This is a genomic window from Paraburkholderia nodosa, from assembly GCF_001718195.1.
In the GTDB taxonomy this organism is placed as follows: domain Bacteria; phylum Pseudomonadota; class Gammaproteobacteria; order Burkholderiales; family Burkholderiaceae; genus Paraburkholderia; species Paraburkholderia nodosa_A.
Map to the genome: position 1 here is coordinate 14,401 of NZ_MCNV01000030.1, position 17,770 is coordinate 32,170.

At 63.4% G+C, this 17,770-nt stretch carries 18 protein-coding genes; 13 read left to right on the plus strand and 5 right to left on the minus strand.

All coding sequences use genetic code 11. The features are described 5' to 3' along the window. The first annotated feature begins 35 nt into the window (after positions 1 to 35). Positions 36 to 458 carry a CopD family protein gene (locus tag BFD71_RS32855; RefSeq protein ID WP_133182365.1) on the plus strand — a complete coding sequence of 141 codons (423 nt, stop codon included), beginning with the start codon at positions 36 to 38 and terminating at the stop codon, positions 456 to 458. A gap of 65 nt (positions 459 to 523) precedes the next feature. Here the strand turns inward: BFD71_RS32855 and BFD71_RS32860 are convergent, their stop codons facing one another. After that, on the minus strand, positions 524 to 709 hold the full coding sequence (locus BFD71_RS32860; protein WP_069268426.1) for a hypothetical protein: 186 nt from the start codon (positions 707 to 709) through the stop codon (positions 524 to 526). Positions 710 to 1,136: 427 nt separating this feature from the next. On the opposite strand from BFD71_RS32860, the gene BFD71_RS32865 reads away from it, so the two are divergent. Continuing rightward, a complete protein-coding gene (locus BFD71_RS32865; protein WP_083245605.1) occupies positions 1,137 to 2,285 on the plus strand; it encodes a YadA family autotransporter adhesin in 1,149 nt (382 codons plus the stop codon). Positions 2,286 to 2,380: 95 nt separating this feature from the next. On the opposite strand, the gene BFD71_RS32870 is transcribed toward BFD71_RS32865, so the two are convergent. Further along, on the minus strand, positions 2,381 to 3,238 hold the full coding sequence (locus BFD71_RS32870) for a MurR/RpiR family transcriptional regulator (RefSeq protein WP_069268428.1): 858 nt from the start codon (positions 3,236 to 3,238) through the stop codon (positions 2,381 to 2,383). Positions 3,239 to 3,528: 290 nt separating this feature from the next. On the opposite strand from BFD71_RS32870, the gene edd reads away from it, so the two are divergent. The 4 genes from edd to BFD71_RS32890 all read left to right on the plus strand — a co-directional run bounded on the left by edd (position 3,529) and on the right by BFD71_RS32890 (position 8,322). Continuing rightward, the gene (gene edd, locus BFD71_RS32875) at positions 3,529 to 5,442 is read left to right on the plus strand and encodes a phosphogluconate dehydratase (protein WP_069268429.1); all 1,914 of its coding nucleotides are present in this window, start codon (positions 3,529 to 3,531) and stop codon (positions 5,440 to 5,442) included. Positions 5,443 to 5,444: 2 nt separating this feature from the next. Further along, positions 5,445 to 6,086: a bifunctional 4-hydroxy-2-oxoglutarate aldolase/2-dehydro-3-deoxy-phosphogluconate aldolase gene (gene eda / locus BFD71_RS32880; RefSeq protein ID WP_069268430.1), complete on the plus strand. Its 642-nt coding sequence runs from the start codon at positions 5,445 to 5,447 to the stop codon at positions 6,084 to 6,086. 296 nt (positions 6,087 to 6,382) lie between these two features. Then, positions 6,383 to 7,744 carry a GntP family permease gene (locus BFD71_RS32885; protein WP_069268431.1) on the plus strand — a complete coding sequence of 454 codons (1,362 nt, stop codon included), beginning with the start codon at positions 6,383 to 6,385 and terminating at the stop codon, positions 7,742 to 7,744. Positions 7,745 to 7,812: 68 nt separating this feature from the next. Beyond that, positions 7,813 to 8,322, plus strand: coding sequence for a gluconokinase (locus BFD71_RS32890; RefSeq protein ID WP_069268432.1), 510 nt, complete (start codon positions 7,813 to 7,815; stop codon positions 8,320 to 8,322). Between the two features lie 96 nt (positions 8,323 to 8,418). Here BFD71_RS32890 and purB read toward each other — a convergent pair whose 3' ends face one another. Continuing rightward, positions 8,419 to 9,807 carry an adenylosuccinate lyase gene (gene purB, locus BFD71_RS32895; RefSeq protein ID WP_069268433.1) on the minus strand — a complete coding sequence of 463 codons (1,389 nt, stop codon included), beginning with the start codon at positions 9,805 to 9,807 and terminating at the stop codon, positions 8,419 to 8,421. Positions 9,808 to 10,126: 319 nt separating this feature from the next. On the opposite strand from purB, the gene BFD71_RS40955 reads away from it, so the two are divergent. From BFD71_RS40955 to BFD71_RS32930, 7 genes are all read left to right on the plus strand, one after another. Next, positions 10,127 to 10,522 carry a tetratricopeptide repeat protein gene (locus tag BFD71_RS40955; protein WP_069268434.1) on the plus strand — a complete coding sequence of 132 codons (396 nt, stop codon included), beginning with the start codon at positions 10,127 to 10,129 and terminating at the stop codon, positions 10,520 to 10,522. Between the two features lie 99 nt (positions 10,523 to 10,621). Beyond that, positions 10,622 to 11,578, plus strand: a complete 957-nt coding sequence (locus BFD71_RS32905; RefSeq protein ID WP_069268435.1) for a LysR family transcriptional regulator — start codon at positions 10,622 to 10,624, stop codon at positions 11,576 to 11,578. A gap of 201 nt (positions 11,579 to 11,779) precedes the next feature. Then, positions 11,780 to 13,066, plus strand: coding sequence for a Glu/Leu/Phe/Val family dehydrogenase (locus BFD71_RS32910; RefSeq protein ID WP_069268469.1), 1,287 nt, complete (start codon positions 11,780 to 11,782; stop codon positions 13,064 to 13,066). Between the two features lie 246 nt (positions 13,067 to 13,312). Next, positions 13,313 to 14,206 carry a glutamate/aspartate ABC transporter substrate-binding protein gene (locus tag BFD71_RS32915; RefSeq protein ID WP_069268436.1) on the plus strand — a complete coding sequence of 298 codons (894 nt, stop codon included), beginning with the start codon at positions 13,313 to 13,315 and terminating at the stop codon, positions 14,204 to 14,206. 89 nt (positions 14,207 to 14,295) lie between these two features. Then, on the plus strand, positions 14,296 to 15,036 hold the full coding sequence (locus BFD71_RS32920) for an amino acid ABC transporter permease (RefSeq protein ID WP_069268437.1): 741 nt from the start codon (positions 14,296 to 14,298) through the stop codon (positions 15,034 to 15,036). After that, complete coding sequence (gene gltK / locus BFD71_RS32925; protein WP_069268438.1) at positions 15,036 to 15,713, plus strand: glutamate/aspartate ABC transporter permease GltK; 678 nt, start codon at positions 15,036 to 15,038, stop codon at positions 15,711 to 15,713. The genes BFD71_RS32920 and gltK overlap by 1 nt, the downstream gene beginning before the upstream one ends. Further along, positions 15,710 to 16,435, plus strand: coding sequence for an amino acid ABC transporter ATP-binding protein (locus BFD71_RS32930; RefSeq protein ID WP_028209421.1), 726 nt, complete (start codon positions 15,710 to 15,712; stop codon positions 16,433 to 16,435). The genes gltK and BFD71_RS32930 overlap by 4 nt, the downstream gene beginning before the upstream one ends. A 72-nt stretch (positions 16,436 to 16,507) precedes the next feature. Here BFD71_RS32930 and BFD71_RS32935 read toward each other — a convergent pair whose 3' ends face one another. Beyond that, a complete protein-coding gene (locus BFD71_RS32935; RefSeq protein WP_069268439.1) occupies positions 16,508 to 17,416 on the minus strand; it encodes a class II glutamine amidotransferase in 909 nt (302 codons plus the stop codon). Between the two features lie 77 nt (positions 17,417 to 17,493). Beyond that, positions 17,494 to 17,745: a hypothetical protein gene (locus BFD71_RS40960; protein WP_141710879.1), complete on the minus strand. Its 252-nt coding sequence runs from the start codon at positions 17,743 to 17,745 to the stop codon at positions 17,494 to 17,496. Between the last annotated feature and the right edge of the window lie 25 nt (positions 17,746 to 17,770).

Below are 17,770 nucleotides of genomic sequence, written 5' to 3' on the forward strand. Positions count from 1 at the left end.
CTCGTTGCACAATCGCTCACGAAGAAGAAAAAATAATGTCGATGCTCTGGGTCAAGACGTTTCACATCGTGCTGATCGCCTCGTGGTTCGCGGGCCTGTTCTACCTGCCGCGCATCTTCGTGAATCTCGCGATGGAAACCGAGCCTGCGGCCGTCAAGCGCCTGCTCATCATGGCGCGCAAGCTCTACCGCTTCATGACGATGATCGCCGTGCCCGCGCTGCTATGCGGACTGTGGCTGTGGCTCGTGGTGGGGATTGGGCGCGGCCAGGGCTGGATCCATGCGAAAGTGGGCGTGGTGGTGCTGCTCATCGTCTATCACGCGTACTGCGGACGTTTGCTCAAGACCTTCGAGCGCGGCGAAAACCGCCGCTCCGACAAGTGGTATCGCATGTTCAACGAGCTTCCCGTGCTCGGCATGCTGGCTGCGGTGGCGCTGGCTGTCATCAAGCCGTTCTGAATCACTGACGCACTCACGCCGCCACCGCGGCGCGTAATTCAGCTTTTTCCCGCGCGCGGGCGCCGTCAGATAGCGCCCGCTGTCTCGCGGCGCATGCGGGCCGCTACGACACGCCAGCTGCACGCCTGCTTCACGAGCACGTCAGTGAAGCGATACTCGATCGCCTCCAGGCCTGCCGCAGGTGTGTAACCGTAGATGCCGCTCGCCACGGCGATATTGTCGAGCACCTGCAAACCCGCGTCGCTCAGCACGTGCGCCCCCGATATCCGATAAATCTCGGCGGATAGCCTGAAGTTTAATATTTATTGAAAAATACCTGACAATTGCGGATGCAATTGGGATTGAATTGTAGGATTTCTTAAAAGGCGTAGGAGATTTTTCTCGTATAAAGACAAGGCTGTTTTTCTGTAATGCGATTCCGTCTAATTGGTGAAAATAAATGGAAATTTCCTGCTGCCTCTGCGGTTCTTATCTCGACCTTTGAGAACATTGCTGACTCCTGCGAACTATTGCTATTGCCTTTGCTGATTGTGTGCCTCGGCCCTTTTTCATCGACCTTTTTGCTTTAAGAGTTCTCTTATTCTCCCTGTGACTTCGAATTCGTAAAGTTGCTCCTGTAATCGCGTATTGGTCCGATAAATCTGTAGGGAATCCCTCAGTTGTCGGAATTATCGAGCCATGGCGTGTTCGACGCAGATCGTTGGCTTTAATGGGCCAGATGATTTTCTTTATAGAAGGGCGACGCACGACTCGGTGACGCTGGGCGGCACGGATGCGACCACGCCGGTGGCCTTGCACAACGTGGCGGCGGGCGCAGTCTCGGCGACGAGCTTCGACGCGGTGAACGGCTCCCAGTTGTACAACCTGGCCAGCTCGACGGCGGATTCGTTCGGCGGCGGCTCGACGGTGAACAGCGATGGCTCGATCTCGAACCCGACGTATAACGTGGGTGGAGACACCTACAACAGCGTAGGTGGGGCGATTACGAACCTCGATGGCCGCGTGACACAGAACACGACCGACATCACGAACCTGCAAGGTGACGTCACGAACATCAATGGCCAGCTGGCCGATGCAGTGATGTACGACACGTCGAAGCACAGCTCGGTCACGCTGGGCGGCACGGAATCGACGACGCCGGTCAAGCTGCCCAACCTGCAGGACGCTGAACTCTCGGCGTCGAGCACGGACGCCGTCACGGGCTCGCAGTTGTACGCCACGAACGTCGTGGTCTCGAACCTGAATCAGCAGATTCAGAACATCAGCGTCAACGGCACTGAGTATCTGTCGACCACTACGACGAGCGGCGCGGCTTCGGCCACGGGCGCCAGCTCGATCGCGGCAGGCGGCGGTGCGATTGCCTCGGGTCCGAACGCGACGGCGATTGGCGACTCGGCGAAGGCCACGGGCAACAACTCGGTAGCGCGCGGTGCAAATTCGATCGCGGACGAGGACGACACCGTGTCCGTGGGCTCGCAAGGCAACGAGCGACGGATCGCCCATGTCGCGAATGGCGTCAACGCTACCGATGCGGTGAACATGGGGCAGCTGCAGAGCGGCTTGAATGGGCTCCAGAGCAACGTCAACTCGGTGGCGCGCAACGCCTACGGCGCTATCGCGGCGGCAACCGCGCTGACAATGATGCCGGAAGTCGATCAGGGCAAGACCGTCGCGGTGGGTATCGGCACAGCCAACTTCCAGGGCTATCAAGCAGTGGCGCTCGGCGCATCGGCGCGCATCACACAGAACCTCAAGGTGAAAGTGGGCGGCGGTTATGCATCGGCAGGCGGTGCCACGGTCGGCCGCGGTATGTCGTACCAGTGGTAAGCGTCTGAGGCTTAATCGGTTGCGGTCTGGGCCGAAATGCAGAGCGGACTCCCTCGGGAGTCCGCTTGTTTTGTTGGGCGCCTTCTGGTCCGCCATTAGCCATTCGGGTCCAGCCTTCTTCGCGCGATGATCTCCTTGGCATCTGCGAGTTTCTCTGCCAACTCCGGACCGCGCTGCAGCGCGACCCCCACCGCGAGTATGTCGCCGATCGCGAGATGCGACGTCCGCGACGTCATCGGGGAGAAGACGTCGGTGTCTTCGTCGACATTCGCGTGCAGGCCGACGCTCGCCAGGCGCGCGAGCGGCGACGTGCCATGCGTGATGGCGATTACCTTTGCGCCGCGATCGAGCGCCGTGCGCGCGGCATCCACGATGTCGCGCGTGCGCCCCGTGTTCGAGATCGCCACCACGACATCGCCGGGGCCGAGCAGCGCCGCCGACATAAGAAACGTTTGTGGGTCCGAATACGCGACGCTAGGCATGCCGAGGCGAAAGAACTTGTGCTGCATGTCCTGTGCAGCGATGCCCGAGCCACCCGCACCATAGAACTCGATACGCGCCGCGTGCGCGAGCAGGCCAATCGCCGCGGCGAGCGAGTCCGTCGAGAGATTGTTGCGCACCTGCAGGAGCGCGCCAATGGTGCGGTCGAGCACCTTGGCCGCGACGCCCGGTACCGGCTCGTCCGGGCTCACGTCGCGGTAGACGGCCGGATGTTCTGAGGGCAGATCCGCGGCAACGGCCTGCGCGAGGCGAATCTTGAACTCCCGGAATCCGGAAAATCCCAACGCATGGCAAAACCGCGCGATGGTCGGCTGGCTCACGCCTGCGCGCTCGGCAACCTCGGTCATCGACAGATCGAGCACCTCGCGAGGCGCCTGAATCACGTAATCGGCGAGCTTGCGCTCCGAAGGGCGCAATTGCTCGCGCATGGCTTTCACCTGGGACAGCAGCATCAGGAAACTCGCACTATGCTGAAAGATCCGTGGACTATAACGGATCGGACGTTATGTACAAAAACTACAGGATCGACGTTTGCTCCTTTTCAGTTCCTGCGCGCATCAACGCGCAAGGCCTGTAAATAATGAGACTAGGCGGTCGTTTACCGTCGCACTCCCAGGGTCTTACCGGGATTGTCGTCGTGTAGTTTTTCTACTAACATCGCGCCATCGCTGTCTGGTGCGCCCAAGGGCGCACCAGATCTGGCCCCGAGCGTCCCCGCCGTGACAAGAAGGAAGGAGATTCGATGGTTTCCCTGCATTCTCAATTGATGAAGGTCACGCAGCGCGTGATCGAGCGCAGCAAGCCCACGCGCGAGGCCTATCTGGCGCGCATCGCGGCGGCTCAGGACCGGTTCCCGGCGCGCGGCGCGCTCTCATGCGCGAATCTTGCCCACGGTTTCGCCGGCCTCGAGGGGCGCGACAAGATCTCGATCAAGTCGATTCGCGAGCCCAATATCGGCATCGTCTCGGCATACAACGAGATGCTCTCGGCTCACGCGCCTTACAAGGATTTCCCCGACATCATCAAGAAGGCGGCCCGCGAAGGCGGCGGCGTCGCGCAGTTCGCGGGCGGCGTGCCGGCGATGTGCGATGGCGTCACGCAAGGCAACGCCGGCATGGAGCTGTCGCTCTTTTCGCGTGAAGTGATCGCGATGAGCACGGCCGTCGCGCTCACGCACAACATGTTCGATGCGGCGCTGTGCCTGGGCGTGTGCGACAAGATCGTCCCGGGCCTCCTGATCGGCGCGCTGCAATTCGGCCACCTGCCGACCATTTTCGTGCCCGCCGGCCCGATGACGAGCGGCATCACGAACGACGACAAGGCCAAGGTGCGCCAGCAGTTCGCCACGGGCCAGTGCGACCGCGCGGCGCTGCTCGAATCGGAGGCCGCCGCGTATCACGGCCACGGCACCTGCACGTTCTACGGCACGGCCAACAGCAACCAGATGCTCATGGAGATCATGGGCCTGCATCTGCCGGGTTCGGCCTTCATCCATCCGCATACGCCGTTGCGCGACGAACTCACCGCTGCGGCGGCGCGCCGCGTGCTCGAGCTCACCGTCGAGCGCGGCCACTACACGCCGATCGGCCACGTGGTCGACGAGAAGGCCGTGATCAACGGCATCGTCGCGCTGATGGCGACGGGCGGCTCGACCAACCACACGCTGCACCTCGTGGCGATGGCGCGGGCGGCGGGCATCATCATCGACTGGAACGACTTCGACGTGCTGTCGGACGCCGTGCCGCTGCTCGCGCGCGTCTATCCGAACGGCAAGGCCGACGTGAACCATTTCCACGCGGCGGGCGGCATCGCCTTCCTCGTGCGCGAACTGCTCGACGGCGGGTTGCTGCACGAAGACGTGAATACCGTCGCGGGTCGTGGGCTGCGTCACTACACCGAGGAGCCGAAGCTCATCGACGGCAAGCTCATCTGGGTGCCGGCGGTCGAGAAGAGCGCCGACGAGACCGTGCTGCGTCCGCTGCCGACGCCGTTCCAGCCGGACGGCGGCCTGCGCCTGATGCAGGGGCGTCTGGGCCGCGGCGTCATCAAGGTTTCCGCGGTCGCGCCGGAGCGCCGCAAGGTGCGTGCGCCCGCCATCGTGTTCGATTCGCAGGAAGCCGTGCAGGAAGCGTTCGACCGCGGTGAACTCGAGCGCGATTTCGTGGCCGTCGTGCGCTTCCAGGGCGCGCGCGCGAATGGCATGCCGGAGCTGCACCGCCTCACGCCGTTGCTCGGCGTGCTGCAGGACAAGGGCTTTCACGTGGCGCTCGTGACTGACGGACGCATGTCGGGCGCGTCGGGCAAGGTGCCCGCAGTCATCCACGTTTCGCCGGAAACGCTGCTGCACGGCCCGATCGGCAAGGTGCGCGACCGCGATACGATCGTGATCGACGCGGTGGAGGGCGTGCTCGACATCGAAGTCGATGCTGCCGAGTGGGACGCCCGTCCGGTCGCGCAGCCCGCGCATCAGGAACTCAATGAAGTGGGCTTTGGCCGCGAGCTGTTCGGCGTGTTCCGCGCCACCGCCGCGCCGGCGGAGCTGGGCGCCACGGTGTTCGGTCCGCTCGTGGGCGAGCAGGCCGCGCCCGCACCGGCTGTTGCAACTGCGCATGCGCCGGCCCACGCCGCGAACTCAATTCATCATCAAGGAGCCTGAACATGGCAAATCGCACAGTCGCCGACATCGTTCGCCTCGGTCCCGTCATCCCGGTGCTCGCGTTCGATACGCCGGAGCAGGGCGAGCACGTTTCCCGCGCGCTCCATGCGGGCGGCGTGAAGGTGCTCGAAATCACGCTGCGCACGAAGGCCGGCCTCGAAGCGATCGAGCGCGCCGCGAAGATCGCGCCGGACATCGTCGTGGGCGTGGGTACGATCACGAAGCCTGAGCACTGCGCGCTCGCGAAGCAGGCCGGCGCACAGTTCGGCGTTTCGCCGGGCCTCACGCGCGAGATCCATCAGGCTTCGCTCGACGCGGGCCTGCCGCTGCTGCCGGGCGTGATGACGCCGACCGACATCATCGTCGCGATGGAACTGGGCTACGAGATCGTCAAGTTCTTCCCGGCGGTTCCGGCCGGTGGCCTGAACATGCTGCAGGCCTTCCACGGCCCGTTCCCGACGCTGAAGTTCTGCCCGACGGGCGGTATCAGCGCCGAATCCGCGCCGACCTTCCTCGCGTTGCCCAACGTGGTCTGCGTGGGCGGTTCGTGGCTCACGCCGAAGGCCGCCATCGCCGCGCAGAACTGGGACGAAGTCACGCGCCTTGCGCACGCCGCGAGCGAGCTGTCGCGTCCGGTGCGCTAAAAGAACGCGTCTCTTTGATGCGCTGACGCGCGCCGCATGCTGCGGCGCAACGAAGACCGGAATGCCGCGCCCCTTGGGTACGAGAGGCGTGCAACGAGCCGCGCAAACGGCGCCTTTCAGGCGCGCGCTTTGCGCGGCTCGCGTGTCTTTCAAGCACGCTGCACCAAAAGTCGTTATAAGCTCTACAATCCCCGGCCCGGCGACGGCCGGCTTTTGTCCCGCGCGCGCCGCTGCGGCGCTCATCCGTCGCCGCACAGGGCAAAAGGACTTCGAACAACTACCTGGAGAGGAGCCTCATGGGAGTGGCCCACGGCAGCATGCTGCTGATTTACGCGCTCGTCGCGATCGCCGCGCTGATCCTGCTGATCACGCGCTTCAAGGTTTATCCGTTTCTCGTCCTGATCATCGTTTCGCTGCTGCTCGGCCTCGCCGTCGGCATGCCGATGGATCAGATCGTCAAGTCGTTCGAAACCGGCAACGGCAACACGCTCGGCCACATCGCCATCGTGGTGGGCCTTGGCACGATGCTCGGCAAGATGATGGCGGAGTCGGGCGGCGCCGAGCGCGTTGCCACGACGCTCATTCGCTGGTTCGGCGAGAAGAACATTCACTGGGCCATGATGGTCGTTGCGATCATCGTCGGCCTGCCTGTGTTCTTCGAAGTCGGCTTCGTGCTGCTCATTCCGATTGCGTTCAACGTCGCCAAGCGCACGGGCAAGTCGCTGCTGCTGATCGGCCTGCCGATGGTGGCGGGCCTTTCGGTCGTGCACGGGCTGATTCCACCGCACCCGGCCGCACTTCTCGCCGTGCAGGCGTATCACGCCGACATCGGCAAGACCATCGCTTACGGCCTGATGGTGGGCGTGCCCACTGCGATCATCGCCGGGCCGCTTTTCGCGCTCTTCATTCACCGCTACATCAAGCTGCCCGAGAGCAATCCGCTTTCCGAGCAGTTCGTGAGCAAGGCCGACCCCAAGCCCGATAGCGAGCTGCCGGGCTTCGGCGTCACGCTCTTCACGATCCTGCTGCCCGTGATCCTCATGCTGATCGGCAGCTGGGCCGATCTCGTGTTCGAGCCGAAAACGTTGCCGAACAACTTGTTGCACTTTATCGGCACCTCGGACGTCGCGCTGCTGATCGCCGTGCTGGTAAGCTTCTGGACCTTCGGCGCGCAACGCGGCTTCACGCGCGAGCAGATCCAGAAGTTCTGCGGCGACTGTCTCGCGCCGATCGCGGGCATCACGCTGATCGTGGGCGCGGGCGGCGGCTTTGGCCGCGTGCTGATGGACAGCGGCGTGTCGAAGCAGATCGTCGAGCTGGCGCAGAACGAACATCTGTCGCCGCTGCTGCTCGGCTGGCTCGTCGCCGCGCTGATCCGTCTCGCCACGGGCTCGGCCACGGTCGCCATGACCACGGCCTGCGGCATCGTCGCGCCGATCGCGTCGGCCAGCGCCATGACCGTGAAGCCGGAGCTGCTCGTGCTCGCCACGGGCTCGGGCTCGCTGATCTTCTCGCACGTCAACGACGGCGGGTTCTGGCTGATCAAGGAGTATTTCGGCATGAGCGTCGTGCAGACGTTCAAGACATGGTCACTACTGGAGACCATTATTTCGCTGCTGGGCCTCGGGCTTACCTTCGCCCTCGCAGCGGTGGTGTAACGCGCAACTATGTTGCATGGGACCGGAGTCAGCGCTAAAGCGCTCACTCCGTTCGACAGGAGCAGTAAATGATTTTGATAGCGATGGGCGTGTCGGGCGCAGGCAAGACACGCATCGGCGAATTGCTCGCCGAGCGCCTCAAGTGCACCTTCACCGACGGCGACGCCTTCCACAGCGAAGCCAACAAGAAGAAGATGCACGACGGCATTCCCCTCACCGACGACGACCGCTGGCCGTGGCTGCGTACGATTCGCGCGGCGATCGAGGAGAAGCAGCGCGCCCACGAAACGGCCGTGTTCACCTGCTCGTCGCTCAAGCGCTCGTATCGCGACGTCCTGCGCGGCAACGACCATGACGTGTGCTTCGTCTACCTGAAGGGCTCGTTCGAAGTGCTGCACGAGCGCCTCGCTTCGCGTACCGGACACTTCTTCGACCCGTCGCTGCTGCAAAGCCAGCTCGACACGCTCGAAGAGCCGGGCGCGGACGAGGCGATCGAGGTCAGCATCGAGCTCACGCCCGAGCAGATCGTCGACGAGGTGATGAAGCAGATGCAAACGCGCGGCAATCAGGCATCCTGATCTCGCGGCTATGCACGATCATGCGATCGTGCGGCGGTAAACGAAAAAGCGCTCGATTCGATCGAGCGCTTTTTTTATGGCCTTGCGATGTCGCGATTACGAAATGCGCTTCGCCAGTTCCGCCGCCTTGCCGACGTACGACGCAGGCGTCATCTCCAGCAGACGCTTCTTCGCGTCCTCAGGAATCGCCAGACCGTTCACGAACGTCTGCAGCGCTTCGCGCGTAATGCCCTTGCCGCGCGTGAGTTCCTTCAACTGCTCGTATGGGTTCTCGATGCCGTAGCGGCGCATGACCGTCTGCACCGGCTCGGCCAGCACTTCCCACGTGGCGTCGAGGTCGTCGTTCAGGCGCTGCGGGTTCACTTCGAGCTTGTCCAGACCGCGGATCAGCGCGTCGTACGCGAGCAGCGAATAGCCGAGTGCGACGCCGATGTTGCGCAGCACCGTCGAGTCGGTGAGGTCGCGCTGCCAGCGCGAGACGGGCAGCTTGTCGGCGAGGTGGCGCAGCGTGGCGTTCGCGAGGCCGAGGTTGCCTTCCGAGTTTTCGAAGTCGATCGGGTTGACCTTGTGCGGCATGGTCGACGAGCCGATTTCGCCGGCCTTCGTCTTCTGCTTGAAGTAGCCGAGCGAGATATAGCCCCAGACGTCGCGGTCGAGGTCGAGCAGGATCGTGTTCGCGCGCGCGACGGCGTCGAACAGTTCCGCCATGTAGTCGTGCGGCTCGATCTGGATCGTGTACGGGTTGAACGTGAGCTTCAGGCGCTGCTCGACGACTTCCTTCGAGAAGGCTTCCCAGTCGAATTCCGGATACGCCGAGAGATGCGCGTTGAAGTTGCCGACCGCGCCATTCATCTTGCCGAGCAGTTCGACCTTCTCGATGCGCTGGATCGCACGCGCGAGACGCGCCGCGACGTTGGCGATTTCCTTGCCGAGCGTCGTGGGACTGGCCGGCTGGCCGTGCGTGCGCGAGAGCATCGGCTGCTCGGCGTGCGTGTGCGCGAGCGCGACGAGACGCTGATGCACCGAGCGCAGCGCCGGCAGGATCACGTGCTCGCGTGCGCCCGCGAGCATCAGGCCGTGCGACGTGTTGTTGATGTCTTCCGAGGTGCAGGCGAAGTGGATGAATTCGCTTGCGCGCTCCAGTTCCGGCTGACCCTTCACCGACTCCTTGAGCCAGTACTCAACGGCCTTCACGTCGTGGTTCGTCACGCGCTCGATGTCCTTGATGCGCGCGGCGTCGTGCGCCGTGAAGTTTTCGGCGAGCTTGAGCAGGAATTGCTCCGAGGCTGCCGAAAAGCGCGGCACTTCCGCGAAACCGGCCTGCGAGAGCGCGATCAGCCAGTGGATTTCCACGGTCACGCGGTTGCGCATGAACGCGGCTTCCGAGAGCCAGTCGCGCAGCGCTTCGGTTTTCGAGGCGTAGCGGCCGTCGAGCGGGGAGAGCGCGTTGAGCGCGAAGAGGGTATCGGGACGAGTGTCGGACATGATGGGGACGTAACGTGGCGCGTTACGCTCAGTTGGCAGTCGGTTGCAGTCGGATTCGAGACCGCGGGAACCCGAGATTTTATCACCTTGCCGACAGTGGCCGAGGCCGACGCTGTCAGCAACGGCAAAGCGCCGGCCTGGGACGCACCCCGAGGGATTCAGTCGTATCGGCCTGTTAACGAGATGGCACGTTTTGAGACGGATATAGAGTGCCCTCACGTCAAAAGTTTGCGCTTAATCAAATACCTGCCGCCATGACTCCCGATGCTCCCATTCTCGCTACCGGCCAGGTCGCTGACCTGGTCGAAGCCGGCCTGGCTTGCCACCGCGTGGGCCGGATCGACGACGCCCACCTTACTATCAGTCCGCGCTCGCGGCGCACCCCGAAGATCCCGGCGCACTGCGCTATCTGGGCGTGATCGCGCTAGGCCACGACCAACTGCAGGAAGCCGCCGCGCTGATGGATCGCGCGCTCGCGCAGAAGCCTGACAGCGCCGAATATCTGGCCAACCGTGGCGTGGTCGCGCACCTCGCCGGCGCGCTCGGCAAGCCCGTTTGGGTGCTGCTCGCCGCGCAGCCCGACTGGCGCTGGGGCAAGGATCGCGCCGATTCGGTCTGGTATCCGTCGGCGCGCGTGTTTCGCCAGTCCACGCTCGGCGACTGGCGCGGCGTGGTCGCCGAACTGGAAGCCGCGCTTTCCGGGGCTTCCCGCTAAGGCGCCCGGCCGGCGCGCCGCGCGAAATTCGCCTGCGGGCGCCCAGGCGTGCGCTCGCGGGCCTAGAATGCGGACTTCTCATCCGCTCGCTGGCCCCGCATGGAACTCAAATGGCTCGAAGACTTCGTTTCGCTCGCGGAGACGCATAGTTTCAGTCGCTCGGCCGAACTGCGCCACGTGACGCAGCCGGCTTTCTCGCGCCGCATCCAGGCGCTCGAAGCGTGGCTTGGCACCGAGCTGATCGATCGTTCGGTTTATCCAACGCGCCTCACGGCTGCGGGCCAGGTCTTCTACGAGCAGGCGCTCGCGATGCTTTCGCAGTTTCACGAGGCGCGCACCCTGTTGCGCGGCCACACGGCCACGCCCGCGGCGACGATCGAGTTCGCGGTGCCGCATACGCTTTCGCTCACGTACTTTCCACGCTGGCTGCAGCGCATCGAGGCGAAGCTCGGCCGCATCCACACGCGCCTGCGCGCGCTGAACGTGCACGACGCCGTGCTGTCACTCGTGGAAGGCGGATGCGACCTCGTGATGGGCTATCACCACCCGAGCCACCCCGTCACGCTCGACCCCGCGCGCTACGACACGCTGACGCTCGGCATCGAGTCGATCAGCCCGTACTCGGCGCCGCAGCGCGCGGGGCGTGCGCGTTACACGCTGCCCGGCACGCCCGATGCGCCCGCACCGTATCTCTCCTATACGCCGAACGCGTATCTCGGCCGCATGACCGAGGTGATCGTTGCCAACGCACCGGCGCGGCTCTATCTGGACCGCGTGTACGAAACGGACATGGCGGAAGGCCTCAAGGCGATGACGCTGGCGGGTCACGGCATCGCCTTCTTGCCGCACAGCGCGGTGGAAGACGCCGTGGCCCAGGGCGAACTGATCCGCCTCGACCGCGGCACGCGCGGCGTGCCGGAGGGCCAGTTCACGCTCGACATGGAGATCCGGCTCTATCGCGACAAGCTCGCGACGCAGGGCGACGATGCGCGCCAGGCGCTCGTGCGCGAACTGTGGGAGGCGGTCAGCGAGGAACTTGCGCAGGGCAGGCGCTGACGAAGCGCAAGCTGCACACACACAACAGCCACGCAAACAGTCAGGCTATTTCAGTCTGTAAGGCCTCAACACTAGCCGCGCGACACGTTTTTTCGACTTCGGGGATGTTATGCACGAAAAGCATAACGGGATGATCAAACGGCATTGGATTTCACGTGGGCGTTTTCTGACAATGGCACCACTTGTTCGATCGGAGCGTTCATGTCATCCCAACTGCAGTCGGTTCCTTCCTATCTCCACGCCGACGATCTCGGCCCCTGGGGCAACTATCTTCGTCAGGTCGACCGCGTGGCGCCGTATCTCGGCTCGCTCTCGCGCTGGCTCGAAACGCTCAAGCGTCCGAAGCGTATCCTGATCGTCGACTGCCCCATCGAACTCGATAACGGCACCGTCGCGCACTTCGAAGGCTATCGTGTCCAGCACAACGTTTCGCGTGGTCCCGGCAAGGGCGGCGTGCGTTATCACCAGGACGTTACGCTCTCCGAAGTAATGGCGCTGTCCGCGTGGATGTCGGTGAAGAACGCTGCAGTGAACGTGCCGTACGGCGGCGCGAAGGGCGGTATCCGCGTCGATCCGCGCACGCTGTCGCGTGGCGAGCTCGAGCGCGTGACGCGTCGCTACACCAGCGAAATCGGCATCATCATCGGACCGAACACCGACATTCCTGCGCCGGACGTCAACACGAACGAGCAGATCATGGCGTGGATGATGGACACCTACTCGATGAACCAGGGCCAGACGGCCACGGGCGTCGTGACGGGCAAGCCCATCTCGCTCGGCGGCTCGCTCGGCCGTCGCGAAGCCACGGGCCGCGGCGTGTTCGTGGTCGGCTGCGAGGCTGCGCGCCGCACGGGTCTTTCGATCGACGGCGCACGCATTGCCGTGCAGGGCTTCGGCAACGTGGGCGGCATTGCCGCGCGCCTGTTCCAGGAAGCCGGCTCGAAGATCGTCGCCGTGCAGGACCATACCGGCTCGCTCTACAACTCGAGCGGCATGAGCGCGGAAGCGCTGCTCGAGCACGTTGCCAAGACGGGCGGCGTGGCAGGCTTTGCGGGCGCCGAAGTCATGGCGAACGACGAATTCTGGACCGTCGAAACCGACATCCTCATTCCGGCCGCGCTGGAAAACCAGATCACCGAGAAGAACGCGGGCAAGATCCGCACGAAGATCATCGTGGAAGGTGCGAACGGCCCGACCACGACGGCAGCCGACGACATCCTGCACGACAAGGGCGTGCTCGTGATCCCCGACGTGGTGGCGAACGCGGGCGGCGTGACCGTTTCGTACTTCGAGTGGGTGCAGGACTTCTCGAGCTTCTTCTGGACCGAGCACGAAATTAACGAACGTCTGGAACGCGTGATGCGCGAAGCCTTCACGGCGGTGTGGCAAGTGTCGAGCGAGCAGAAGGTCTCGATGCGTACCGCGGCGTTCATCGTGGCATGTAAGCGCATCCTGATGGCGCGCGAAATGCGCGGTTTGTATCCCTGATCGCACCCGGTCGGCAGGCGTCGCGACGCTGCACGCGGCGCCAGGCAAGGCGCGCAGCGAAGTGACGAATCCGTGACTGCACCGTGACAGGTTTTTGCGCTGCACATCAAGGCGCATAGAAGGCGGACGTCCTCCACAAGGGGGCGTCCGCTTTCGCACATTCAGGCGTTGCGCCAGGGTCACTCTTGATGCTTTCAAAAAAATTACTTTGATAAACTGGCGGCGGTTCTTGTACCGGAGAAAACAATGCAAATGAAAAAGACCGCCGCACTGCTCGCACTCCTTGGTTGCGTCGCCACCAGCGCTTTCGCGCAGGACGCGGGCACGCTCAAGAAGATCAAGGACACGGGCGTCATCTCGCTGGGGCACCGCGAGTCGTCCATTCCTTTTTCGTACTACGACGACAAGCAGAATGTGATCGGCTACTCGCAAGACTACGCGATGAAGATCGTCGAGGCCGTCAAGCAGAAGCTGAACATGCCTAACCTGAAGGTCAAGATGGTGCCCATCACGTCGCAGAACCGTATTCCGCTCGTGCAGAACGGCACGGTGGACATCGAATGCGGCTCGACCACGAACAATGCCGAACGTCAGCAGCAGGCCGCGTTCTCGAACACGATCTTCGTGATCGGGACGCGCCTCATGACGAAGAAGGATTCGGGCGTCAAGGACTTCGCCGACCTCAAGGGCAAGACCGTCGTGACGACGGCGGGCACGACGTCCGAGCGCCTGCTGCGCAAGATGAACCAGGACAAGAGCATGGGCATGAACATCATCAGCGCGAAGGACCACGGCGAGTCGTTCATGACGCTCTCCACGGGCCGCGCAGTGGCGTTCATGATGGACGACGCGCTGCTCGCGGGCGAGCGCGCCAAGTCGAACAATCCGGGCGACTTCGTGATCGTCGGCCAGCCGCAGTCGCGTGAAGCGTACGGCTGCATGATGCGCAAGAACGACCCCGAGTTCAAGAAGGTCGCCGACGACGCCATCGCCAAGGTCCAGACCTCGGGCGAAGGCGAAACGATCTACAAGAAGTGGTTCGAGTCGCCGATCCCGCCGAAGGGTCTCAACCTGAACTTCCCGATGAGCGAGGACATGAAAGCGCTGTTCAAGAACCCGAACGACAAGGCGATCGATTAACACGGCCCCGGCCGTTCGACCCGCATTTAGCGTTTAGCACGGAACGGAAGAAGCGCCGCTTCTTCCGTTCTTTTTCTTGGAGTCTCTTGATGTCCTATCACTGGAACTGGGGCATTCTGCTCAGCCCGGTCTCGACGGGCGAACCCACCACGTACCTCGGCTGGATCCTCTCCGGCCTCTGGGTGACGGTCTCGGTGTCGCTGTGCGCGTGGGTGATCGCGCTCATCGTCGGGTCGTTCTTCGGCGTGCTGCGCACGGTGCCGAACAGGTTTCTCGCGGGCGTCGGCACAGTTTATGTGGCGATCTTCCGCAATATTCCGCTTATCGCGCAGTTCTTCATCTGGTACTTCGTGCTGCCGGAAATCGTGCCGCAATCGATAGGCAATGCGTTCAAGCAATCGCCGCCGGGCGTGCAGTTCTTCTCGGCGTCGGTCGTGTGTCTCGGGCTCTTTACCGCGGCGCGTGTATGCGAACAGGTGCGCTCGGGCATCAACGCGCTGCCGCGCGGCCAGCGCGCAGCCGGCCTCGCCATGGGCTTCACGCAGTGGCAGACGTACCGCTATGTGCTGCTGCCGGTGGCGTACCGCATCATCGTGCCGCCGCTCACGTCGGAGTTCCTCAACATCTTCAAGAACTCGGCGGTCGCCTCGACGATCGGTCTGCTCGACTTGTCGGCCCAGGCGCGTCAGCTCGTCGACTACACGGCGCAGACCTATGAGTCGTTCATCGCCGTCACGCTCGCTTATGTGCTCATCAACCTCGTCGTCATGACGCTCATGCGCTGGGTCGAGGCGAAGTCGCGTCTGCCCGGCTACATCGGAGGCAAGTGATGCATCATTTCGACTGGAGCGGCATTCCGGGCGCGCTGCCCACGCTGTGGACGGGCGCGATCATCACGTTCAAGATCACGCTGTGCGCGATCGTGGTCGGCATTCTCTGGGGCACGCTGCTCGCGCTCATGCGGCTTTCCAGCGTGAAGCCGCTCGAATGGTTCGCCAAGGGCTACGTCACGGTCTTCCGCTCGATCCCGCTCGTGATGGTCCTGCTGTGGTTCTTCCTGATCGTGCCGCAGGTGCTGCAAAACGTGCTGGGCCTGTCGCCCGACATCGACATTCGCCTCGCGTCCGCGATGATCGCGTTCTCGCTGTTCGAGGCCGCGTATTATTCGGAGATCATTCGTGCGGGCATTCAGGCGGTGCCGCGCGGGCAGGTGAACGCTGCGTTCGCGCTCGGCATGCGCTATGGCCGGGCCATGCAATACGTAGTGCTGCCGCAGGCGTTCCGCGCGATGGTGCCGCTGTTGCTTACGCAGGCCATCGTGCTGTTTCAGGACACCTCGCTCGTGTACGTGATCAGCCTCGCCGACTTCTTCCGCACATCCACCAATATCGGCGACCGTGACGGGACGATGGTCGAGATGGTACTGTTCGCGGGCGCGTGTTATTTCGTGATTTGCGTGATCGCGTCGAGCCTCGTGAAAGGTCTTCAGAAAAAGGTCGCAAGATGATTTCAATTAAGAACGTTTCGAAGTGGTACGGCCAGTTCCAGGTGCTGACCGACTGCACGACGGAAGTGAAGAAGGGCGAGGTGGTGGTGGTGTGCGGGCCCTCGGGCTCGGGCAAGTCCACGCTCATCAAGACCGTCAACGGGCTCGAACCGTTCCAGCAGGGCGAGATTCTCGTGAACGGCGAGTCGGTGGGCGACAAACGCACCAACCTCTCGAAGCTGCGCTCGAAGGTGGGCATGGTGTTTCAGCACTTCGAGCTGTTCCCGCATCTGTCGATTACCGAGAATCTCACGCTCGCGCAGATCAAGGTGCTCGGCCGCGGCAAGGACGAGGCCACGCAAAAGGGCCTGAAACTGCTCGACCGCGTGGGCCTGCGTGCGCATGCCGACAAGTTCCCGGGTCAGCTCTCGGGCGGCCAGCAGCAGCGCGTGGCGATTGCACGCGCGCTGTCGATGGACCCCATCGCCATGCTGTTCGACGAGCCAACTTCGGCGCTCGACCCCGAGATGATCAACGAGGTGCTCGACGTGATGGTGGAGCTGGCCCAGGAAGGCATGACCATGATGTGCGTGACGCACGAAATGGGCTTTGCGAAGAAGGTCGCGCACCGCGTGATCTTCATGGACAAGGGCGCCATCGTCGAGGACGACCAGAAGGAAGCCTTCTTTGCGAGCCCGAAATCGGATCGTGCGAAGGACTTTCTGGCGAAGATCCTGCACTGAGGCTTCGTACGCTTCGAAAAAAAGCCGCGCTCGAATGATGCGCGGCTTTTTTTGTTTTGGGCGTGGCCCGGCTTACTCGCCCCAGGTCTGCAGTGCGTCCACCGCTTCCGGGTCGATCTCGCGCGGCTGCCCGGCGCACGGTGCGCTGGCCGACGCGTCGAGCGACGGGTTGGCGAGCTTGTCGAGCACCTTTTGCGGCACCGGCACGCTTGTCCTGGCGATCACGTCGCCGTGCTGGAACATCAGCAGGTCGCCGGGAGCGAAGCGCGTCCAGACCTCGTTGTCGGTGAGCGGTGCGGTGGCGATCACGGCCACGCGGTCCTCGGGCGTCGTGTACTTGGCGAAGTCGATGGAGACATCGGCATCGACGAGATGGGCCGTCGAGAACGGCCAGCGTCGCACGAGATAGTAGAGATGCGTCGAACAATGCGCGAACAGCGCCTGGCCGTTCGACATCAGGAAGTTGAAGACGCCGAACTGCGTGACCTCGCGCGTGAGCGACTCCAGCGCCGCGAACAGCTCGGCGAGCGGCGGCTGCGCACCGGGGAACGCCTTGCGCAAGCCTTGTAGCAGCAGGCAGAACGCGCGCTCGCTATCGGTCGTGCCAACCGGCTGGTAGACGCCCGACATCACCGGATTGAAGTCCTGAAGGTCGCCGTTGTGCGCGAAGATCCAGTGCCGGCCCCACAGCTCGCGCTGGAACGGATGACTGTTTTCGAGCGCGCAGTTGCCCTGCGTGGCCTTGCGGATGTGGGCGATGGTGTTGCGCGACTTGATGGGGTAGTGCTTGACCATCTCGGCGATCGGCGAACGTGCCGAGGCCTCGTTGTCGATGAAGAGGCGGCAGGCCTTGTCCTCGAAGAACGCGATACCCCAGCCGTCGGCGTGGTGATCGGTGGCGCCGCCGCGCGCCGCGAATCCTGTGAAGGAGAACGTGACGTCCGTCGGCGCGGCGCAATTCATTCCGAGAAGTTGGCACATGGTGCTGATGGTGCGTAATGCGACTGGGACGGCTGAGGCGGCGGCTGCAGTGGTAGGCGGGACCCGCCGTCGACCCGTTACAATGATGATTTTCCAAGCATATCACCGGCCTGCGGGTCGCCAATACGAAATTTGTCGGATGCATTGCAGGCCTGCATAGAAGGGCGCGTGCCGGGGGCGATGCAGCGCGGATTGTCGTGTGTACGCGACGGTGCGGGCAATGCACAGGTTGGATCGGCATCGATCGTCGCCGCGTTTTTCCCCGTGATATGCCCGGAATTTCCGGCAGCCTGAGCGCGTTTCAAGCGAACTTGCCGCCGTTCATTCATACCGCTGTTGGTTCACTACCGCGCC

Coding starts and splice junctions, on each gene's coding strand:
- BFD71_RS32855 (WP_133182365.1), top strand. CDS start 36: ATGTCGATGCTCTGGGTCAAGACGTTTCACATCGTGCTGATCGCCTCG.
- BFD71_RS32865 (WP_083245605.1), top strand. CDS start 1,137: ATGGCGTGTTCGACGCAGATCGTTGGCTTTAATGGGCCAGATGATTTT.
- BFD71_RS32870 (WP_069268428.1), bottom strand. CDS start 3,238: ATGCTGCTGTCCCAGGTGAAAGCCATGCGCGAGCAATTGCGCCCTTCG.
- edd (WP_069268429.1), top strand. CDS start 3,529: ATGGTTTCCCTGCATTCTCAATTGATGAAGGTCACGCAGCGCGTGATC.
- eda (WP_069268430.1), top strand. CDS start 5,445: ATGGCAAATCGCACAGTCGCCGACATCGTTCGCCTCGGTCCCGTCATC.
- BFD71_RS32885 (WP_069268431.1), top strand. CDS start 6,383: ATGGGAGTGGCCCACGGCAGCATGCTGCTGATTTACGCGCTCGTCGCG.
- BFD71_RS32890 (WP_069268432.1), top strand. CDS start 7,813: ATGATTTTGATAGCGATGGGCGTGTCGGGCGCAGGCAAGACACGCATC.
- purB (WP_069268433.1), bottom strand. CDS start 9,807: ATGTCCGACACTCGTCCCGATACCCTCTTCGCGCTCAACGCGCTCTCC.
- BFD71_RS32905 (WP_069268435.1), top strand. CDS start 10,622: ATGGAACTCAAATGGCTCGAAGACTTCGTTTCGCTCGCGGAGACGCAT.
- BFD71_RS32910 (WP_069268469.1), top strand. CDS start 11,780: ATGTCATCCCAACTGCAGTCGGTTCCTTCCTATCTCCACGCCGACGAT.
- BFD71_RS32915 (WP_069268436.1), top strand. CDS start 13,313: ATGCAAATGAAAAAGACCGCCGCACTGCTCGCACTCCTTGGTTGCGTC.
- BFD71_RS32920 (WP_069268437.1), top strand. CDS start 14,296: ATGTCCTATCACTGGAACTGGGGCATTCTGCTCAGCCCGGTCTCGACG.
- gltK (WP_069268438.1), top strand. CDS start 15,036: ATGCATCATTTCGACTGGAGCGGCATTCCGGGCGCGCTGCCCACGCTG.
- BFD71_RS32930 (WP_028209421.1), top strand. CDS start 15,710: ATGATTTCAATTAAGAACGTTTCGAAGTGGTACGGCCAGTTCCAGGTG.
- BFD71_RS32935 (WP_069268439.1), bottom strand. CDS start 17,416: ATGTGCCAACTTCTCGGAATGAATTGCGCCGCGCCGACGGACGTCACG.
- BFD71_RS40960 (WP_141710879.1), bottom strand. CDS start 17,745: ATGAATGAACGGCGGCAAGTTCGCTTGAAACGCGCTCAGGCTGCCGGA.